Source organism: Chachezhania sediminis (assembly GCF_009765275.1).
Taxonomy (GTDB): Bacteria; Pseudomonadota; Alphaproteobacteria; order Rhodobacterales; family Rhodobacteraceae; genus Chachezhania; species Chachezhania sediminis.
The window spans coordinates 269,491-284,448 of sequence record NZ_VOPH01000005.1; the positions used below are offsets into that span (position 1 = coordinate 269,491).

Annotated in this window: 14 protein-coding genes; 8 read left to right on the forward strand and 6 right to left on the reverse strand. The window is 66.6% G+C overall.

The window, feature by feature from the left end:
- Positions 1-80 precede the first annotated feature (80 nt).
- From FQK05_RS16965 to FQK05_RS16980, 4 genes are all read left to right on the forward strand, one after another.
- A complete protein-coding gene (locus FQK05_RS16965; RefSeq protein ID WP_158968997.1) occupies positions 81-1,013 on the forward strand; it encodes a bifunctional riboflavin kinase/FAD synthetase in 933 nt (310 codons plus the stop codon).
- Positions 1,010-1,495, forward strand: coding sequence for a YcgN family cysteine cluster protein (locus FQK05_RS16970; RefSeq protein ID WP_158968999.1), 486 nt, complete (start codon positions 1,010-1,012; stop codon positions 1,493-1,495). Before FQK05_RS16965 ends, FQK05_RS16970 begins: the two co-directional genes overlap by 4 nt.
- Positions 1,495-2,535 (forward strand): threonine aldolase family protein, encoded by a 1,041-nt coding sequence (locus FQK05_RS16975; RefSeq protein WP_158969001.1) that lies wholly within the window; start codon positions 1,495-1,497, stop codon positions 2,533-2,535. Before FQK05_RS16970 ends, FQK05_RS16975 begins: the two co-directional genes overlap by 1 nt.
- A gap of 185 nt (positions 2,536-2,720) precedes the next feature.
- Entirely contained in the window at positions 2,721-3,740 is a 1,020-nt protein-coding gene (locus FQK05_RS16980) for a ribose-phosphate pyrophosphokinase (protein WP_158969003.1), read from the forward strand.
- A 248-nt stretch (positions 3,741-3,988) separates the two neighbouring features.
- Here FQK05_RS16980 and FQK05_RS16985 read toward each other — a convergent pair whose 3' ends face one another.
- The 5 genes from FQK05_RS16985 to argH form a co-directional block, all read right to left on the reverse strand.
- A complete protein-coding gene (locus FQK05_RS16985; protein ID WP_158969005.1) occupies positions 3,989-6,583 on the reverse strand; it encodes a TIGR02302 family protein in 2,595 nt (864 codons plus the stop codon).
- Positions 6,584-6,667: 84 nt separating this feature from the next.
- Positions 6,668-7,933 (reverse strand): diaminopimelate decarboxylase, encoded by a 1,266-nt coding sequence (gene lysA, locus FQK05_RS16990; protein WP_158969007.1) that lies wholly within the window; start codon positions 7,931-7,933, stop codon positions 6,668-6,670.
- A gap of 247 nt (positions 7,934-8,180) precedes the next feature.
- Entirely contained in the window at positions 8,181-8,609 is a 429-nt protein-coding gene (locus tag FQK05_RS16995) for a L,D-transpeptidase (RefSeq protein ID WP_158969009.1), read from the reverse strand.
- Between the two features lie 106 nt (positions 8,610-8,715).
- Positions 8,716-8,850 carry a hypothetical protein gene (locus FQK05_RS26395; protein WP_267902371.1) on the reverse strand — a complete coding sequence of 45 codons (135 nt, stop codon included), beginning with the start codon at positions 8,848-8,850 and terminating at the stop codon, positions 8,716-8,718.
- Positions 8,847-10,238: an argininosuccinate lyase gene (gene argH / locus FQK05_RS17000; protein WP_158969011.1), complete on the reverse strand. Its 1,392-nt coding sequence runs from the start codon at positions 10,236-10,238 to the stop codon at positions 8,847-8,849. Before argH ends, FQK05_RS26395 begins: the two co-directional genes overlap by 4 nt.
- Positions 10,239-10,265: 27 nt before the next feature.
- On the opposite strand from argH, the gene FQK05_RS17005 reads away from it, so the two are divergent.
- Positions 10,266-10,829 (forward strand): TlpA family protein disulfide reductase, encoded by a 564-nt coding sequence (locus FQK05_RS17005; RefSeq protein WP_158969013.1) that lies wholly within the window; start codon positions 10,266-10,268, stop codon positions 10,827-10,829.
- Between the two features lie 130 nt (positions 10,830-10,959).
- On the opposite strand, the gene FQK05_RS17010 is transcribed toward FQK05_RS17005, so the two are convergent.
- Positions 10,960-11,532: a DNA-3-methyladenine glycosylase I gene (locus FQK05_RS17010; protein ID WP_158969015.1), complete on the reverse strand. Its 573-nt coding sequence runs from the start codon at positions 11,530-11,532 to the stop codon at positions 10,960-10,962.
- A gap of 141 nt (positions 11,533-11,673) precedes the next feature.
- Here FQK05_RS17010 and FQK05_RS17015 point away from each other — a divergent pair, with 141 nt between their 5' ends.
- The 3 genes from FQK05_RS17015 (at position 11,674) to phbB (ending at position 14,909) form a co-directional block, all read left to right on the forward strand.
- On the forward strand, positions 11,674-12,591 hold the full coding sequence (locus tag FQK05_RS17015; RefSeq protein WP_158969017.1) for an EAL domain-containing protein: 918 nt from the start codon (positions 11,674-11,676) through the stop codon (positions 12,589-12,591).
- 269 nt (positions 12,592-12,860) lie between these two features.
- Positions 12,861-14,036, forward strand: coding sequence for an acetyl-CoA C-acetyltransferase (locus FQK05_RS17020; protein ID WP_158969019.1), 1,176 nt, complete (start codon positions 12,861-12,863; stop codon positions 14,034-14,036).
- A gap of 150 nt (positions 14,037-14,186) precedes the next feature.
- On the forward strand, positions 14,187-14,909 hold the full coding sequence (phbB, locus tag FQK05_RS17025; protein WP_158969021.1) for an acetoacetyl-CoA reductase: 723 nt from the start codon (positions 14,187-14,189) through the stop codon (positions 14,907-14,909).
- The last annotated feature ends 49 nt before the right edge of the window (positions 14,910-14,958 follow it).

Consider the following 14,958-nt stretch of genomic DNA (forward strand, 5'->3'; position numbering starts at 1 on the left):
GGCCACTGCCGACCGGCATCCTTCTTTGCCGCAGCGGCCACCGTCTTGATCCTGCCGCGCACAGCCGCTACGCAGCACCCATGCGCATCATCCGGGACTATCGTTACGTCGCCCCCGAAGATCGCGGCGCGACAGTCGCGATCGGCAATTTCGACGGGGTGCACCTTGGACACCGCTCGGTCATCGAGCTGGCGCAGAAGGCACGTCCGGACGCACCGCTGGGCGTCATGACCTTCGAGCCTCATCCCCGCAGCTATTTCGCACCCGGCGCCCCGCCCTTCCGCCTGATGAACGCGGCCGCCCGGGCCCACCGGCTGACCAAGCTGGGGGTCGAACGGCTGTACGAGCTGAACTTCAACGCGGCCCTGGCCGGCCTGACGCCCGAGGCCTTTGCCCGCGACATCATCGCGAACGGGCTGGGTCTGGTGAACGTCGTCGTCGGCGCGGATTTCCGTTTCGGCAAAGACCGCGCCGGCGGGGCCGAGGACCTGATCCGCTTTGGCGAAGAACTGGGCTTTGGCGTGACCATCGCGCCGCTTCTGGAACAGTCCGACAATGTCGTGTCGTCGACCGCGATCCGCACCGCCCTGACCGAAGGCCGGCCGCGCGATGCCGCCGCGATGCTGGGCCACTGGCACCGGATCGAGGGCACCGTGGTATCCGGCGAACAGCGCGGACGCGAACTGGGCTATCCCACGGCGAATATTTCGCTGGAAGGCCTGCACCAGCCGGCCTTCGGCGTCTATGCCGTGCTGGTCGACGTGCTGGATGGCCCACATATGGGCCAGTATCACGGTGCCGCCTCGCTGGGGATTCACCCGATGTTCGGGATCGACGTGCCGAATGTGGAACCGCATATCTTCGACTTCTCGGGCGATCTCTACGGTGCCCATGTCTCGGTCGCGCTGGTCGAATACCTGCGCCCGGAACAAGCCTTCGACGGGCTGGACCCGCTGATCCAACAGATCGAGGCCGACTGCACCCGCGCCCGAACCATCCTGGCCAGCCTATGAGCCGCGAACCCGACGACGACCCGATAGAACGCGCGGGCCTGCCCCGGCGGTTCTGGGAGAAGAAGACGCTCGACCAGATGACCCGCCCCGAATGGGAGGCGCTGTGCGACGGCTGCGGCAAGTGCTGCCTGAACAAGCTGGAGGATTTCGACACGGGCGAGGTCGCGCTGACCCGCATCGCCTGCCGCCTGTTCGACGATTCGACCTGCCGCTGCAGCCAGTACGAGATCCGCCATCAGTTCGTGCCCGACTGCATCGTGCTGTCGCCGGAAACGATCAAGGAACACGCCTACTGGCTGCCGCAGACCTGCGCCTATCGACTGCTGCATACCGGCCGTCCCCTGCCGTACTGGCATCCGCTGATCACCGGCACCGCGGCCTCGGTCCAGGCGGCCGGCGTATCGCTGCAGAATGCGACGATCCCGGAATACGACGTAGACGAGGACGACTGGGAAGACTTCATCATCGAGGAGCCCGTCTGATGTATTTCGCCTCCGACAATTCCGGCCCCGTGCACCCGGAAGTCCTGGCCGCGCTGGCACGGGCCAATGACGGCTATGCCATGGGTTATGGCGCGGACGCGATCATGGACGATGTTCGCGACCGCATCCGCACCCTGTTCGAGGCGCCGGAGGCCGCGGTCTACCTTGTCGCAACCGGCACGGCGGCGAATTCGCTGGCGCTGGCGACGATGTGCCAGCCCTGGCAGACGGTCTTCTGCACGCCCGTCGCGCATATCCACGAAGACGAATGCAACGCGCCCGAATTCTTCTCCGGCGGGGCCAAGCTGACACTGGTGCCGGGGACCGACAAGATGGACCCGGCCGCCCTGCGCGCCACCATCGAGGCAGAAGAAACCCGCGGCGTCCACGGTCCCCAGCGCGGGCCGGTGTCGCTGACGCAGGTGACGGAACGCGGATCGGTCTATTCCCTGGCGGAAATCGAGGCGCTGTGCGCCGTGGCCAGGGATTATGCCCTGCCCGTCTACATGGACGGCGCGCGGTTTTCGAATGCGCTGGCACGGCTGAACTGCTCCCCGGCCGACATGACCTGGAAGGCGGGCGTCGACATCGTGTCCTTCGGCGGCACCAAGAACGGGCTGATGGGAGTCGAGGCGGTGATCCTGCTCGACCCTGAAAAAGCCTGGGAATTCGAGCTGCGTCGCAAACGCGGCGCGCACCTGTTTTCGAAGCACCGGTATCTTTCGGCGCAGATGCTGGCCTATCTGGACGGCGACCTGTGGCTGCGCTCGGCCCGGATGGCCAATGCGGCGGCGGCGAAACTGGCGGACGGCCTGCGCGCCGCCGGCATCGGTTTCGCGCATTCGCCCGATGCCAACATGCTGTTCCCGACCATGCCCCGACGCGTGCATCAGAAGCTTCACGCGGCCGGTGCGGTCTATCACCTCTGGTCCGGCACGCTGGACGGCGGCGACCCGGAAGAGCTTCTGACCGCCCGGTTGGTCTGCGACTGGTCCGTCACGGACGACGCGGTTGCCACCTTCCTGTCGCATGTCAAGTAGAGCGAAAGCGGTCCTTTTCGCCGCAGGGCTGTGCACTTCGCAAGACGCGTCCGATCCGGATGCGACACTCTTAGCCAGACCGCCACGACAGGGGCCGCCTCTGCTTTGCCCCGGCGGGTCACCATGCTAAGCGGGACCTGCATCACGATTCTGTCACACGCGGCACGAGACAGGGACTTCACGTCATGACGACCTTGACCGAACCCAAGCTGATCGCTGGGAATGCCAACCTGCCTCTGGCCGAAGCCATCGCCCGACGCATGACGCTCCACCGGGGCGTCCATACGGGCCTGGTGAACGCACGGGTGGAGCGGTTCAACGACGGCGAGATATTCGTCGAAGTCTTCGAAAACGTCCGGGGCGAGGACATGTTCATCGTCCAGCCGACGTCGAACCCGGCCAACGACAACCTGATGGAGCTGCTGATCATCGCCGATGCACTGAAGCGATCGTCGGCGTCGCGCATCACCGGTGTCATCCCCTATTTCGGATATGCCCGCCAGGACCGGCGGACCAAGGCGCGGACGCCGATTTCGGCCAAGCTGGTCGCCAACATGCTGGTCGAGGCGGGAATCGAGCGGGTCCTGACCATGGACCTGCACGCGGCCCAGATCCAGGGCTTCTTCGACATCCCGGTCGACAACCTCTATGCCGCGCCGATCTTCTCGCTGGACATCCGGACCCAGTTCAAGGGCCGGATCGGCGACGTGACGGTGGTGTCGCCCGACGTGGGCGGCGTGGCGCGGGCGCGGGAACTGGCCAAGCGGATCAATTCGCCCCTGGCCATCGTCGACAAGCGCCGCGAGAAGCCGGGCGAAGTGGCGGAAATGACCGTGATCGGCGATGTCGAGGACCGGATCTGCCTGATCGTCGACGACATGTGCGACACGGCCGGGACGCTGTGCAAGGCGGCCGAGGTGCTGCTGGACGCCGGTGCGCAGGAAGTGCACGCCTATGTCAGCCACGGCGTGATGAGCGGCCCGGCGGTGGAACGGGTCACCAACTCCAAGCTGAAGACGCTTGTGATCACCGACACGATCCAGCCGACCGAGGCGGTGAAGGCCACGCCCAACGTGCGCATCATCCCGACGGCCCCGATCTTTGCCCAGGCGATCATGAACATCTGGAACGGCACGTCCGTATCCTCGCTGTTCGAGGACCGGTCGCTGACGCCGATCTACGAATCCCTATACACGATGGACTGACCTTCGGGTCAGGGTCCGCGGTGCCTTCCGGCACCGCATCGCGCCCAAGGTATCCCGGCGACGCCGCAGGCAGGCGGTGGGGCGGCGAATGCGCGATCCCCGGGCCGGGGATGACGTGACAGCGTCGCTTGGGGGCTCTGCCCCCGCCGCCCGTGCCGGGCGACTCCCCCGAGAATATTTGAAGACCAAAGAAATCAGGGCCCCGGGCCCTGACTCAGCCGCAGGGCGCGTGCGTCGTACCCAGCGCCCTAGAAGCGTTCGAGCAGCCGTTTCAGATAGTCGCGCTCCACCTCCGGGCGCTCGCCGTCGCCGGATCGGCGGCGGATCTCATCCAGAAGTTCGCGGGCGCGTCGATAGACGTCCTCGCCCTGCAGCAGGCCATCGTCCGTCGACAACTGCGAGCCCGAACCGTTGGGGCGGCCCAGCGGGTCACGGTTCCGGGCCTGGCGATTGCCGTCTTCCTGGCCCTGGCCGGGCTGGCCCTGCTGCTGTTCCTGGGCCAGCGCCTCGCCCAGCTGTCGCATGCCTTCGCGAAGGGCCTCCATGGCTTCGGCCTGGCGGTCGATCGCTCCGGCCAGGTCATCGTTTTCCAGCGCATCTTCCGCGCCCTCCATCGCACGTCCGGCCTGGTCCAGCGCATCGCGCGCCGCCTGACCTTCCGACGTGCCGGCGCCGGGCAGGGTGCCGCGCTGGCGGTCCAGTTCGTCCCGAAGCGCGCGCTGGCGTTCCGCCAGGCTCCGGGCGTCGGGAGCGCCGTTGCCGGCCCCTTCGTTCTGACCGCCTTCGCCCTGCCGGTTGCCGCCCGGCTGTCCCGACTGCCCCTGCTGACCGTGCTGCTGGCCGCGGCCCTGGTTGCCGTCACGGCCCTGGTTGCCCTGCTGCTCTCCGGCGCGCGCATTGGGGTTGAACTGTTCCTGCAGGTCGCGGAACGCCTGGTCCGACAGGCCCTGCTGATCGCGCAGCGTTTCGGCCAGGCCCTCCATCGCCTGCTGCCCCGGGGACTGGCTGCCCTGCCCGCCCTGCCCCTGGGTGACGCGCATGTTCTCCATCATCTGCTGAAGCTCGCGCAGGGCTTCCTGCGCTTCGGCCATGCGGCCCTGTTCCATCAGTTCCTGGATCCGGTCCATCATCCGCTGCAGGTCGTCCTGCGTCATGGTCATCGCGTTCTCGGACAACTGCTGTTGATCGCCCTGCTGGCCCTGTTGCTGGGCCTGCCGCGACAGTTGCTGCAGATAGTCTTCCGTCGCCTCGCGCAGGTCCTGCATCAGTTCGGCGATTTCCTGGTCGCTGGCACCGTTGCGCATCGCCTCGCTCAGGCGCTCCTGCGCGCGGCGCATCCGCTCCAGCGCATCGCCCAGATCTCCGTCCTCCAGCAGCACGGCCAGATCCCACAGCGCCACCGCCAGTTCTTCGCGCTGGGGTTCGGTCAGGCCGTGCCTGGCGAAGGTTTCCAGACGGCGCAGGATCATCCGCAGCCGCAGATAGGCGGTTTCCGAGCGGAACACGTCCTCGGGCCGGTAGGACACGGCCCGCAGGATCATCGCCACGTTTTCCGCGTTCGACATCGACCAGAGCAGGTCGCGCCGCATCTCGATCACCGCTGCCGCCATCGGGTCGAAGAAGCGCCGGCCGACCAGGCGGGTTTCAAACGGAGCAGAACTCCCGACCTGACCCAGGTCGTCCACCGCTTCCAGCGTGACCGTCACCGGCATGTTGGCCCAGGGATGCTGCGAGAAGTCCTCGATCAAGGCCTCGTCGAATTCGGCACGGCCGCCGGTCAGGGGCATCGGCAGGTCGACCGCGATGGGCTCGCGCGGGTCGGGATCGGCCGCCAGGCCGTAGCGGCGGTCGAGGGCTTCCATGTCGAGAGCGATGGTCGCCCGGGCCGAAGCCACGCCATGATCGTCAGAGGCCGTGAAGGGCAGCTTCATCGCGCCGGTCGGTTGCACTTCGGCCGGGCCGGTGGCGTTGATGTCGGGTGGCGTGTCGTCATCGACCACCACGTTCCAGCTGCGCCCGCCGGGACCCTTGATCGTCAGCCGCCCGTTCTGGGCCACGTCGAAGCTTTGCTGCGCGTCCGCGGCCGACGGCACTTCCCCGGTCCGGCCGGACACGGTTTCGGCGACCGTCAGGTCCCCCACCTGCCCGTAAAGTCGCAAGGTGATGCGGCTGCCTTCCGGCACGTTCAGCGTGGGTCCGCCGATATCGGCCAGGTACAGCGTGGGCAGCCCGGTATAGCGCGGCGGTTCCACCCAGCCTTCCCAGGACGGTCCGCCGGCCACGACGGCAGATCCGGGCGTCAGGCGCGCCACGCTTTCCACCCGCCAGATCGACCCGAAGATCAGGGCGATCGACAGTGCCAGCAGTGCCATGTAGCGCAGGCCGTAAGGGTCCTGCCGGTTCAGCTTCAGGTCGGGTTCGACCGGCCTGGCACCGGCGGCGCGGGCTTCCATCCGTCGCTGGTGGGCCTGCCACAGGGCGCGGGATTCCGCGTCGTCGGCCCCGGTCGCCTGCGCGTCCAGCATCGCCTGGATCGGGCGGCCCGGCATCGTCGCATCCAGCCGCGCCAGCGCATCGGCCCGCGAAGGCCAGCGAAGTTTCCAGATCCCCCAGCCCAGCGTCGCGGCCAGACCCACCAGAAACAGCACGCCCAGGGACCAGACGGCCTCCAGCGGAAGCATGTCCTGCACGCCCAGCATGGGCAGGGCCGCCAGCAGCATCAGCAGGGACAGCAGCGGCCAGAAGGCCCGCAACAGCCGTTCGGCAATCAGGCCGGCATGGGTCAGACCCAGCGCCAGCCGAAGCGGGCGCAGGCGGGAATCGGAACCGGGGCGGTCTGCCATCAACTCTCCCGTGAGTGGGCGGAAGCCCCGGGTCGAAGGATCCGAAGCGTCACGCGGGGCGCAGAGGATGCGCCCGATGACGCACTATAGCCATGACGGTACGCTATCGCGATTAATGATCTCGTCAATGGTGGGACGTGCGCGGATAACTGCGAATTGATCGTCTTTCACCAGGACTTCAGGAATAAGCGGTCTTGTGTTGTATTCGCTCGACATGACGGCGCCATAGGCCCCGGCCGAGCGGAAGGCGACCAGCGATCCGGGCGGCACCGGCGGCATCATCCGCTGGCGGGCGAAGGTATCGCCAGTTTCGCAGACCGGGCCGACGATGTCGAAGGCGCGCTGTTCGATGCCAGCGGCCGGTTCTTGGACGGGCACGATGTCGTGGTGGGCGTCGTACATGGCCGGGCGGATCAGGTCGTTCATCGCCGCGTCCAGGATCAGGAAGTCCCGCCCCTCGCCCGATTTCACGTAGACGACGGCGGCTACCATCAGCCCGGCATTGCCGGCGATCAGGCGGCCCGGCTCGATCTCGATCTCGCAGCCCAGGTGACCCAGCGTCCGCTTGATCAAGGCGCCGTATTCCACCGGCAGCGGCGGCGCGCTGTTGGCGCGGGTATAGGGAATGCCGAGGCCGCCGCCCAGATCCAGCCTGCGGATGTCGTGGCCGTCGGCGCGCAGCGTCTCGGTCAGCTCCGCGACCTTCTGATAGGCCTGCTCGAAGGGCTCCAGTTCCGTCAACTGGCTGCCGATGTGGACGTCGATGCCCACGACCTCGATCCCCTCCATCCGGCTGGCGATGGCATAGACCTCGCGGGCGCGGGCGATGGGGATGCCGAACTTGTTCTCCGACTTGCCGGTGGCGATCTTGGCATGGGTGCGCGCGTCGACATCGGGATTCACCCTGACGGTGATCGGGGCCTTGGTGCCCAGTTCCAGCGCGACGCGGTTCAGGACGTCCATCTCGGGTTCGGATTCGACGTTGAACTGGCGGATGCCGCCTTCCAGTGCGGCGCGGATCTCGGCTTCGGTCTTGCCAACGCCGGAAAAGACGATCCGTTCGCCAGGAACGCCCGCGGCCTTGGCGCGCGCGTATTCGCCGCCCGACACCACGTCCATGCCGGCGCCCGCATCGCCCAGCGTCTTCAGGATCGCCTGGTTGCTGGCCGCCTTCATCGCATAGCAGACTAGGTGGTCCATGCCGTCCAGCGCCTCGTCGAACAGGCGGTAGTGGCGCAAAAGCGTGGCCGTGGAATAGACATAGAAGGGCGTGCCGACCTGGGCCGCGATCTCTGTCAGCGGCACGTCCTCGGCATGCAGGACGCCCTGCTTGTAGGTAAAGTGATCCATCGTAAGACGCCCGTCCCTGTCCCTGTTTCCGGGCCCGACCGTCACCGCCCCGCACGGGGCGCGCGCACGCGCCCCATCGCGCCCGAGCCGGTCGGCGGCTGCCGCAGGCAGGCGCCGGGGCGGGCGGGCGGGGCCGGCAAGGGCGCGATTTCCCGCCCCGTGACACTGGCCTGACCGTTCATTCCGTCAGCGCCCCGGACTAGACCGAATGCCCCTGCCGCTCAAGCCCCTGCGCGGGGCCTCTGGCTCAGGGCCGGATCACCACGGCGACATTGGCGCGGCCCGCCTGCTCGGCCATGCGGAACAGCGTCGCCGCATGCTCCCGATGCAGCCGGATGCACCCGTGCGAGGCCGGCCGCCCAAGCTGCGCCACCTGGTCGGTGCCATGGATCGCATAGCCGCCGTGAAAGAAGATCGAATAGGGCATCGGCGCATTGTTGTACTTGCGCGACCGGTGATGGCGGGAAAACCGCGTCGCCCGGTAATCGCCCGTGGGGGTCAGATAGCCCTGCCGCCCGCTCGACACCGGCCAGTCATAAAGCCACATGCCGTCACGCATCACCGTCATCCGCTGTTCGGAGAGATCGACATAGGCGGTCAGCACATAGGCCTGCGCGACCGGGGCCTGCAGCGAAAGGAACAGCAGACCGGCCGCCAGCCGGACGGAAAAGGACATGGGCTTACCTCTGGCCGGGACATCCGGACCAGAAGGCGAAAAAAGCGGGCACCGATCAACCGAAACCCAGCCACAGGGTTTCCCGGCCGTTAAGCCCTGCCGAGTCTTACATGGCGCCCAGGCCGTCCGTCAGGTCTGCCGGCGGCGGGGTGCTGTCAACCGGCCGTTCCGGTTCGCCATCCGCGCCACAGCCCGCCAGGACACCGGCCAGGGCAAGGGTCAGAACGAAGCGTTTCATCATCCCAGCATCTCTTTCCAGCGTTCGACCTGCGCGCGCACCTGCGCCGGGGCCGTGCCACCATAGGACATACGCGAATTCACCGAATTTTCGACCCCAAGGACCGAGAAGACGTCTTCGGTGATTCCGTCATGAACCGCCTTCATGTCCTCCAGCCTCAGGTCCGGCAGATCGCAGCCGCGCTTTTCGGCCACGGCCACCAGCGAGCCGGTCACATGGTGCGCATCGCGGAACGGCAGGCCCAGCACCCGGACCAGCCAGTCGGCCAGATCCGTCGCGGTGGAAAAGCCCGACCCGGCGGCGGCGGCCAGCGCGGCCCGGTTGGCGGTCATGTCGCCCACCATGCCGGTCATCGCGGCCAGCGCCAGCGACCAGTTGTCGGCTGCGTCGAAGACCTGTTCCTTGTCTTCCTGCATGTCCTTGGAATAGGCCAAGGGCAGCCCCTTCATCACCATGGTCAGCGCCACGTTCGCACCGAAGATCCGGCCGATCTTGGCCCGGATCAGTTCTGCCGCGTCCGGGTTCTTTTTCTGCGGCATGATGGACGAGCCGGTCGAGAAACGGTCCGACAGCGTCACGAAGCGGAACTGGGCCGAGGACCAGATCACCAGTTCTTCCGCCAGCCGCGAGAGGTGCATCGCCGAAATCGAGGCGACCGACAGGTATTCCAGCGCGAAGTCGCGGTCGCTGACAGCATCCAGAGAATTCGCCGCCGGCCGGGCAAAGCCCAGCGCTGCCGCGGTCATCTCGCGGTCGATCGGGAAGGACGTCCCGGCCAGGGCGGCCGCGCCCAGCGGGCATTCGTTCATCCGTGCGCGGGCATCGCGCACACGGGACAGGTCGCGGCCCAGCATTTCGACATAGGCCATCATGTGATGACCCCAGGTTACCGGCTGCGCGGTCTGCAGATGGGTGAAGCCCGGCATCACCCAGTCGGCTCCGGCCTCTGCCTGGACCAGCAGCGCGCGGATCAGCGCCTCGATCCCTTCGGCCGCCTGGTCCAGCTGGTCGCGGACCCACAGCTTGAAATCGGTCGCAACCTGGTCATTCCGGCTGCGGCCTGTGTGCAGGCGCCCGGCCGGTTCGCCGATCACGTCCTTCAGGCGGGCCTCCACGTTCATGTGGATGTCTTCCAGCGCCTTGGAAAAGGCGAACTCGCCCGACTCGATCTCTGACAAGACCGTGAGCAGGCCTTCCCGGATCGCTTCGGCATCGCTATCCGTAATGATGCCCGTGGCGCCCAACATGGCGGCATGGGCCCTCGAACCGGCAATATCCTGTGCGGCCAGCCGGCGGTCGAAGTCGATCGAGGCATTGATCGCCTCCATGATCGCATCCGGCCCGGCGGCGAAACGGCCGCCCCACATCTGGTTCGAGGTTTGCTCTGACATGTCTTGCTACCCTTGGGAGGACGCCTCTTGCGCCTGGTTCGGTCCGCCGCTCTTTATCTCTCGATCGCGCTCGGTGCAAATGCCGCCGCCGCCGCCGACATTGACACGCTGGAAGGCCTGCGCGACGGCGACCTGAAGAAACTGACCTTCGCGGACCCGAAACCGGTGCCCGATATCGCCTTCTTCCTGCCCGACGGGTCGGAAACGACGCTGGAAGCCTATCGCGGGAAATACGTGCTGGTGAACTTCTGGGCCACCTGGTGCGCGCCCTGCCGCAAGGAAATGCCCGAACTGAACGCGCTGCAGCAGGAATTCGGCGGCGACAGGTTCGAAGTGCTGACCATCGCCACGGGCCGGAACTCTCCCGCGGGGATCAACAAGTTCTTCGCGGAAACGGACATCACCGCACTGCCCAAGGCCACCGACCCGAAATCGGCGCTGGCGCGCGAGATGGGCGTTCTGGGCCTGCCGATCACCGTCCTGATCGACCCCGACGGGAACGAGATCGCGCGCCTGATGGGCGACGCGGCCTGGCATTCCGACAGCGCCCGCGCCATTGCAGCCGAACTGGTGGCGACGCCCGAAGGCTGATCCCCCTGCCCTTCCGTCTGCCAATGGCCCCGCGCGGGCCGGGCGGCGAGGGCGGAAACCGCAGGTTTCCGACCGATGGGCGGGCGGGCGGGCCGCCCGGCCCGCGCGGGGCCCTGCCCTGCCGTCCCGTCTAACGCACCGCCAGCTTCGCCACCGGATCGTGCCGATGACAATTCAGCGTGTGGTCGTTGACCATGCCAACGGCCTGCATGAAGGCATAGACGATGGTCGGCCCGCAGAACCGGAACCCGCGCTTCTTCAGGTCCTTCGAAATCCGCGTAGACAGATCCGTCGCCGCCGGCACTTCTGCCATGGTGGCTAACCGCGACTGCAACGGCGCGCCGTCGACGTAATTCCACAGGAACCGGTCGAAGCCCCCGTCTTTCTCCATCTCCAGCCAGATCCGGGCGTTGGAAATCGTGGCCTCGATCTTGCCGCGGTGGCGGATGATCCCGGCATTGGTCAGAAGCTTGGCCACCTCGTCCTCGCCCCAGCCTGCCACGATCTGCGGTTCGAATTCGGCGAAGGCCTCGCGGAAGTTCTCGCGTTTCTTCAGGATCGTGATCCAGCTCAAGCCCGCCTGGAACCCGTCCAGGATCAGCTTTTCCCACAAGGCGCGGCTGTCCCATTCGGGAACGCCCCACTCTGTGTCGTGATAGTCGATGTAGATCTGTTCCGATCCCACCCAGGCGCACCGTTCCACGCAACTCTCCTGCCTTGCAGACCTTGTCGGCGTCCTTTTGCACACAACTCTTGGCAAATCCAAAGCTTAAGCCGCGCTTGACAATTTTGCGCCATGTCTCTGGGGCACCGACCCTGTTTCCGATTGCCGCTGGATGCACCCATGCCAAAGACACGACTGTCCGAACCGCTCCCCGACCCGGACGAGGCCGCCTGGATTCGCGATGCCGAAGACGATGCGCGCGCCGGTCTGCGCACCGGCACGGACCACCTGGCCGAACGGACCCGGCCCGGCATCAGGCGCGACCGCGGCAACCCCCTGGACGAGGCGGTGGCGCTGCGCGACCACGACCTTATGAACATCGTCGAACAGGCCGTCCGCCACCGCGACTGTGTCCTGGCCTACCAGCCGGTGGTCGAGGCGCGACCGCCCCACCGGGTGGTCTTCCACGAAGGCCTGATCCGCGTGCTGGACCCGACCGGCCGGCCGATCCCGGCCCGCGAATTCATGCCCATCGTGGAAACCAGCGAGATCGGGCGCGAACTGGATTGCGCATCGCTGTCGCTGGGTCTGAAGGCGCTGGAACGGCATCCATCCCTGCGGCTGTCGGTGAACATGTCGGCCCGCACCGCAGGCTACCGCCGCTGGATGCAGATCCTTGACCGGGCGCTGCGGCGCGACTCCGGCATCGGACCCCGCCTGACGCTGGAGATTTCAGAACCTTCGATCGCGGCCGTGCCGGACCTGATCCGCGATTTCATGGAGCGGGTCGCCTCCCGCGGGGTGGCATTCGCGCTGGACGATTTCGGCGCCGGCCCGACGCTTCTGCGCGCGCTGCGCGACAGCCTGTTCGACGCGGTGAAAATCGATGCGCGCTTCATCCGCGGCATCACCTCCAACCAGGACAACGAGGCTTTGGTCCGGGCCATGACCGGGATCGCACACGCTTTTGGAATGGGCCTGATGGCTGTCGGCGTCGAATCGCAATCCGATACGGATTTCCTTGCCGCCATGGGGGTCGATTGCGTGCAGGGCTACGGGTTCGGCGCCCCGACTCTGCGGCCGCCCTGGGAAAACTAGCCCTGGCCCGTCCTGCGGTCCGCCCCCATCGGCAGTGAGCCGGCCTGCCGCGGCCGCAAGATAGGCCATGTCACGCCCCGCGTCGGTCCGCCGCCGCAAGCCCCACGCCACAGCGCAGTTGCCGCAAGTGCAGCATTCGGATAACACCGAGATCGTGGGCGTGGGAGGACCGTCGCCCGGGTGCTGTCCCGTACCGTCGAGAACGCAGGGCCGGTGTCCGTGCACGCGCCCAAGGTATCCTGACCCCAGGCTGGCAGAGGACAACAATCATGACCAATGTAGTTATCGCATCCGCGGCACGTACGGCCGTCGGCAGCTTTGGCGGCACGCTCGCCGGAACCCCCGCCCACGACCTGGGCAAGGTGGTGCTGGAAGCCGTGGTCGAGCGCGCCGGCATCGACAAGGCCGACGTCGACCAGACGATCCTGGGCCAGGTGCTGACCGCCGCCCAGGGCCAGAACCCCGCGCGCCAGGCCCATGTCAACGCCGGCCTGCCGGAATCCAGCGTCGCTTGGGGCATCAACCAGGTCTGCGGATCGGGCCTGCGCGCTGTGGCGCTGGGAGCCCAGCACGTGGCGCTTGGCGATGCCGACGTGGTGATCGCCGGTGGCCAGGAAAACATGTCGATGAGCCCCCATGCCGCCAACCTGCGCAACGGGCACAAGATGGGCGACATGTCCTATATCGACACGATGATCCGCGACGGGCTGTGGGACGCTTTCAACGGCTATCACATGGGCCAGACCGCCGAGAACGTCGCCCAGCAATGGCAGATCAGCCGCGAAATGCAGGACGAATTCGCCGTCGCCTCGCAGAACAAGGCCGAAGCCGCGCGCAAGGCCGGCAAGTTCGCGGACGAGATCGCGGCCGTCACCATCAAGACCCGCAAGGGCGAGGTGGTCTTCGACGCCGACGAATACATCCGCGAAGGCGCCACGATCGAGGCGATGCAGAAACTGCGCCCCGCCTTCGCCAAGGACGGCTCCGTCACCGCGGCCAACGCGTCCGGCATCAATGACGGCGCGGCCGCTGTCCTGCTGATGTCGGCGGACAATGCCGAAAAGCGCGGGATCACACCGCTGGCGCGAATCGTTTCCTTCGCGACCGTGGGCCTGGACCCGTCGATCATGGGCGTGGGGCCGATCTATGCGTCGCGCAAGGCGCTGGAAAAGGCCGGCTGGAAGGCCGACGACCTGGACCTGATCGAAGCGAACGAGGCCTTCGCGGCCCAGGCCTGCGCCGTGAACAAGGACATGGGCTGGGATCCGGCCAAGGTGAACGTGAACGGCGGTGCCATCGCCATCGGTCACCCGATCGGCGCCTCGGGCGCGCGCGTCCTGAACACCCTACTGTTCGAAATGCAGCGCCGGGATGCCAAGAAGGGTCTGGCGACCCTGTGCATCGGCGGCGGCATGGGTGTGGCAATGTGCGTCGCACGCGACTGATACAGATCAAAGTCCACGTCATATGATGGTGGTTAATGGAACCTGCGGCAAATGCCGCAGGTTTCTTTTTTTGTCCGCGAAATAATATTGCGCAAACAGCCCATTGCGGCTTAACAAGATTATGCTGACTTTTTTGGAGGAACGATCAGAATGTCTCGTGTAGCCTTAGTGACCGGTGGCAGCCGGGGGATCGGCGCGGCCATCAGCAAGGCCCTGAAGGGCGCCGGTTACACGGTGGCCGCCAGCTATGCCGGTAACGATGAAGCGGCAGCCAAGTTCACCGAAGAAACCGGTATCAAGACCTACAAGTGGGATGTGGGCAACTACGAGGCGTCGAAGGCCGGGCTGGCGCAGGTCGAATCGGACCTTGGCCCCATCGATGTGGTCGTGGCCAATGCCGGCATCACCCGTGACGCCCCGTTCCACCGGATGACCCCGGAACAGTGGCACGACGTGGTGAACACCAACTTGACCGGCGTCTTCAACACCGTGCACCCGATCTATCCGGGCATGCGCGAACGCGGCTTCGGCCGGGTGATCGTCATCAGCTCGATCAACGGGCAGAAGGGCCAGTTCGGCCAGGTGAACTATTCCGCAACCAAGGCGGGCGACCTGGGCTTCGTGAAGGCGCTGGCGCAGGAAGGTGCTGCCAAGGGCATCACCGCGAACGCGATCTGCCCCGGCTACATCGCGACCGACATGGTCATGGCGGTGCCGGAAAAGGTGCGCAATTCGATCATCGCGCAGATCCCCACCGGCCGCCTGGGCGAACCGGAAGAGATCGCGCGCTGCGTGGTCTTCCTGGCCTCGGACGATGCGGCCTTCCTGAACGGGTCGACCATCACCGCGAATGGCGGTCAGTTCTTCGTCTGAGCCTTGAAATCCGGCCGGCGGGGGATCACCCCTCGCCGGCCACCGCCTC

Bases quoted from the DNA above. Each gene is read 5' to 3' on its own strand.
- FQK05_RS16975 (WP_158969001.1), top strand. From the start codon at position 1,495: ATGTATTTCGCCTCCGACAATTCCGGCCCCGTGCACCCGGAAGTCCTG.
- argH (WP_158969011.1), bottom strand. From the start codon at position 10,238: ATGTCAGAGCAAACCTCGAACCAGATGTGGGGCGGCCGTTTCGCCGCC.
- phbB (WP_158969021.1), top strand. From the start codon at position 14,187: ATGTCTCGTGTAGCCTTAGTGACCGGTGGCAGCCGGGGGATCGGCGCG.
- FQK05_RS26395 (WP_267902371.1), bottom strand. From the start codon at position 8,850: ATGATGAAACGCTTCGTTCTGACCCTTGCCCTGGCCGGTGTCCTGGCG.
- FQK05_RS16965 (WP_158968997.1), top strand. From the start codon at position 81: ATGCGCATCATCCGGGACTATCGTTACGTCGCCCCCGAAGATCGCGGC.
- FQK05_RS16985 (WP_158969005.1), bottom strand. From the start codon at position 6,583: ATGGCAGACCGCCCCGGTTCCGATTCCCGCCTGCGCCCGCTTCGGCTG.
- FQK05_RS16980 (WP_158969003.1), top strand. From the start codon at position 2,721: ATGACGACCTTGACCGAACCCAAGCTGATCGCTGGGAATGCCAACCTG.
- FQK05_RS17020 (WP_158969019.1), top strand. From the start codon at position 12,861: ATGACCAATGTAGTTATCGCATCCGCGGCACGTACGGCCGTCGGCAGC.
- lysA (WP_158969007.1), bottom strand. From the start codon at position 7,933: ATGGATCACTTTACCTACAAGCAGGGCGTCCTGCATGCCGAGGACGTG.
- FQK05_RS17015 (WP_158969017.1), top strand. From the start codon at position 11,674: ATGCCAAAGACACGACTGTCCGAACCGCTCCCCGACCCGGACGAGGCC.
- FQK05_RS16970 (WP_158968999.1), top strand. From the start codon at position 1,010: ATGAGCCGCGAACCCGACGACGACCCGATAGAACGCGCGGGCCTGCCC.
- FQK05_RS16995 (WP_158969009.1), bottom strand. From the start codon at position 8,609: ATGTCCTTTTCCGTCCGGCTGGCGGCCGGTCTGCTGTTCCTTTCGCTG.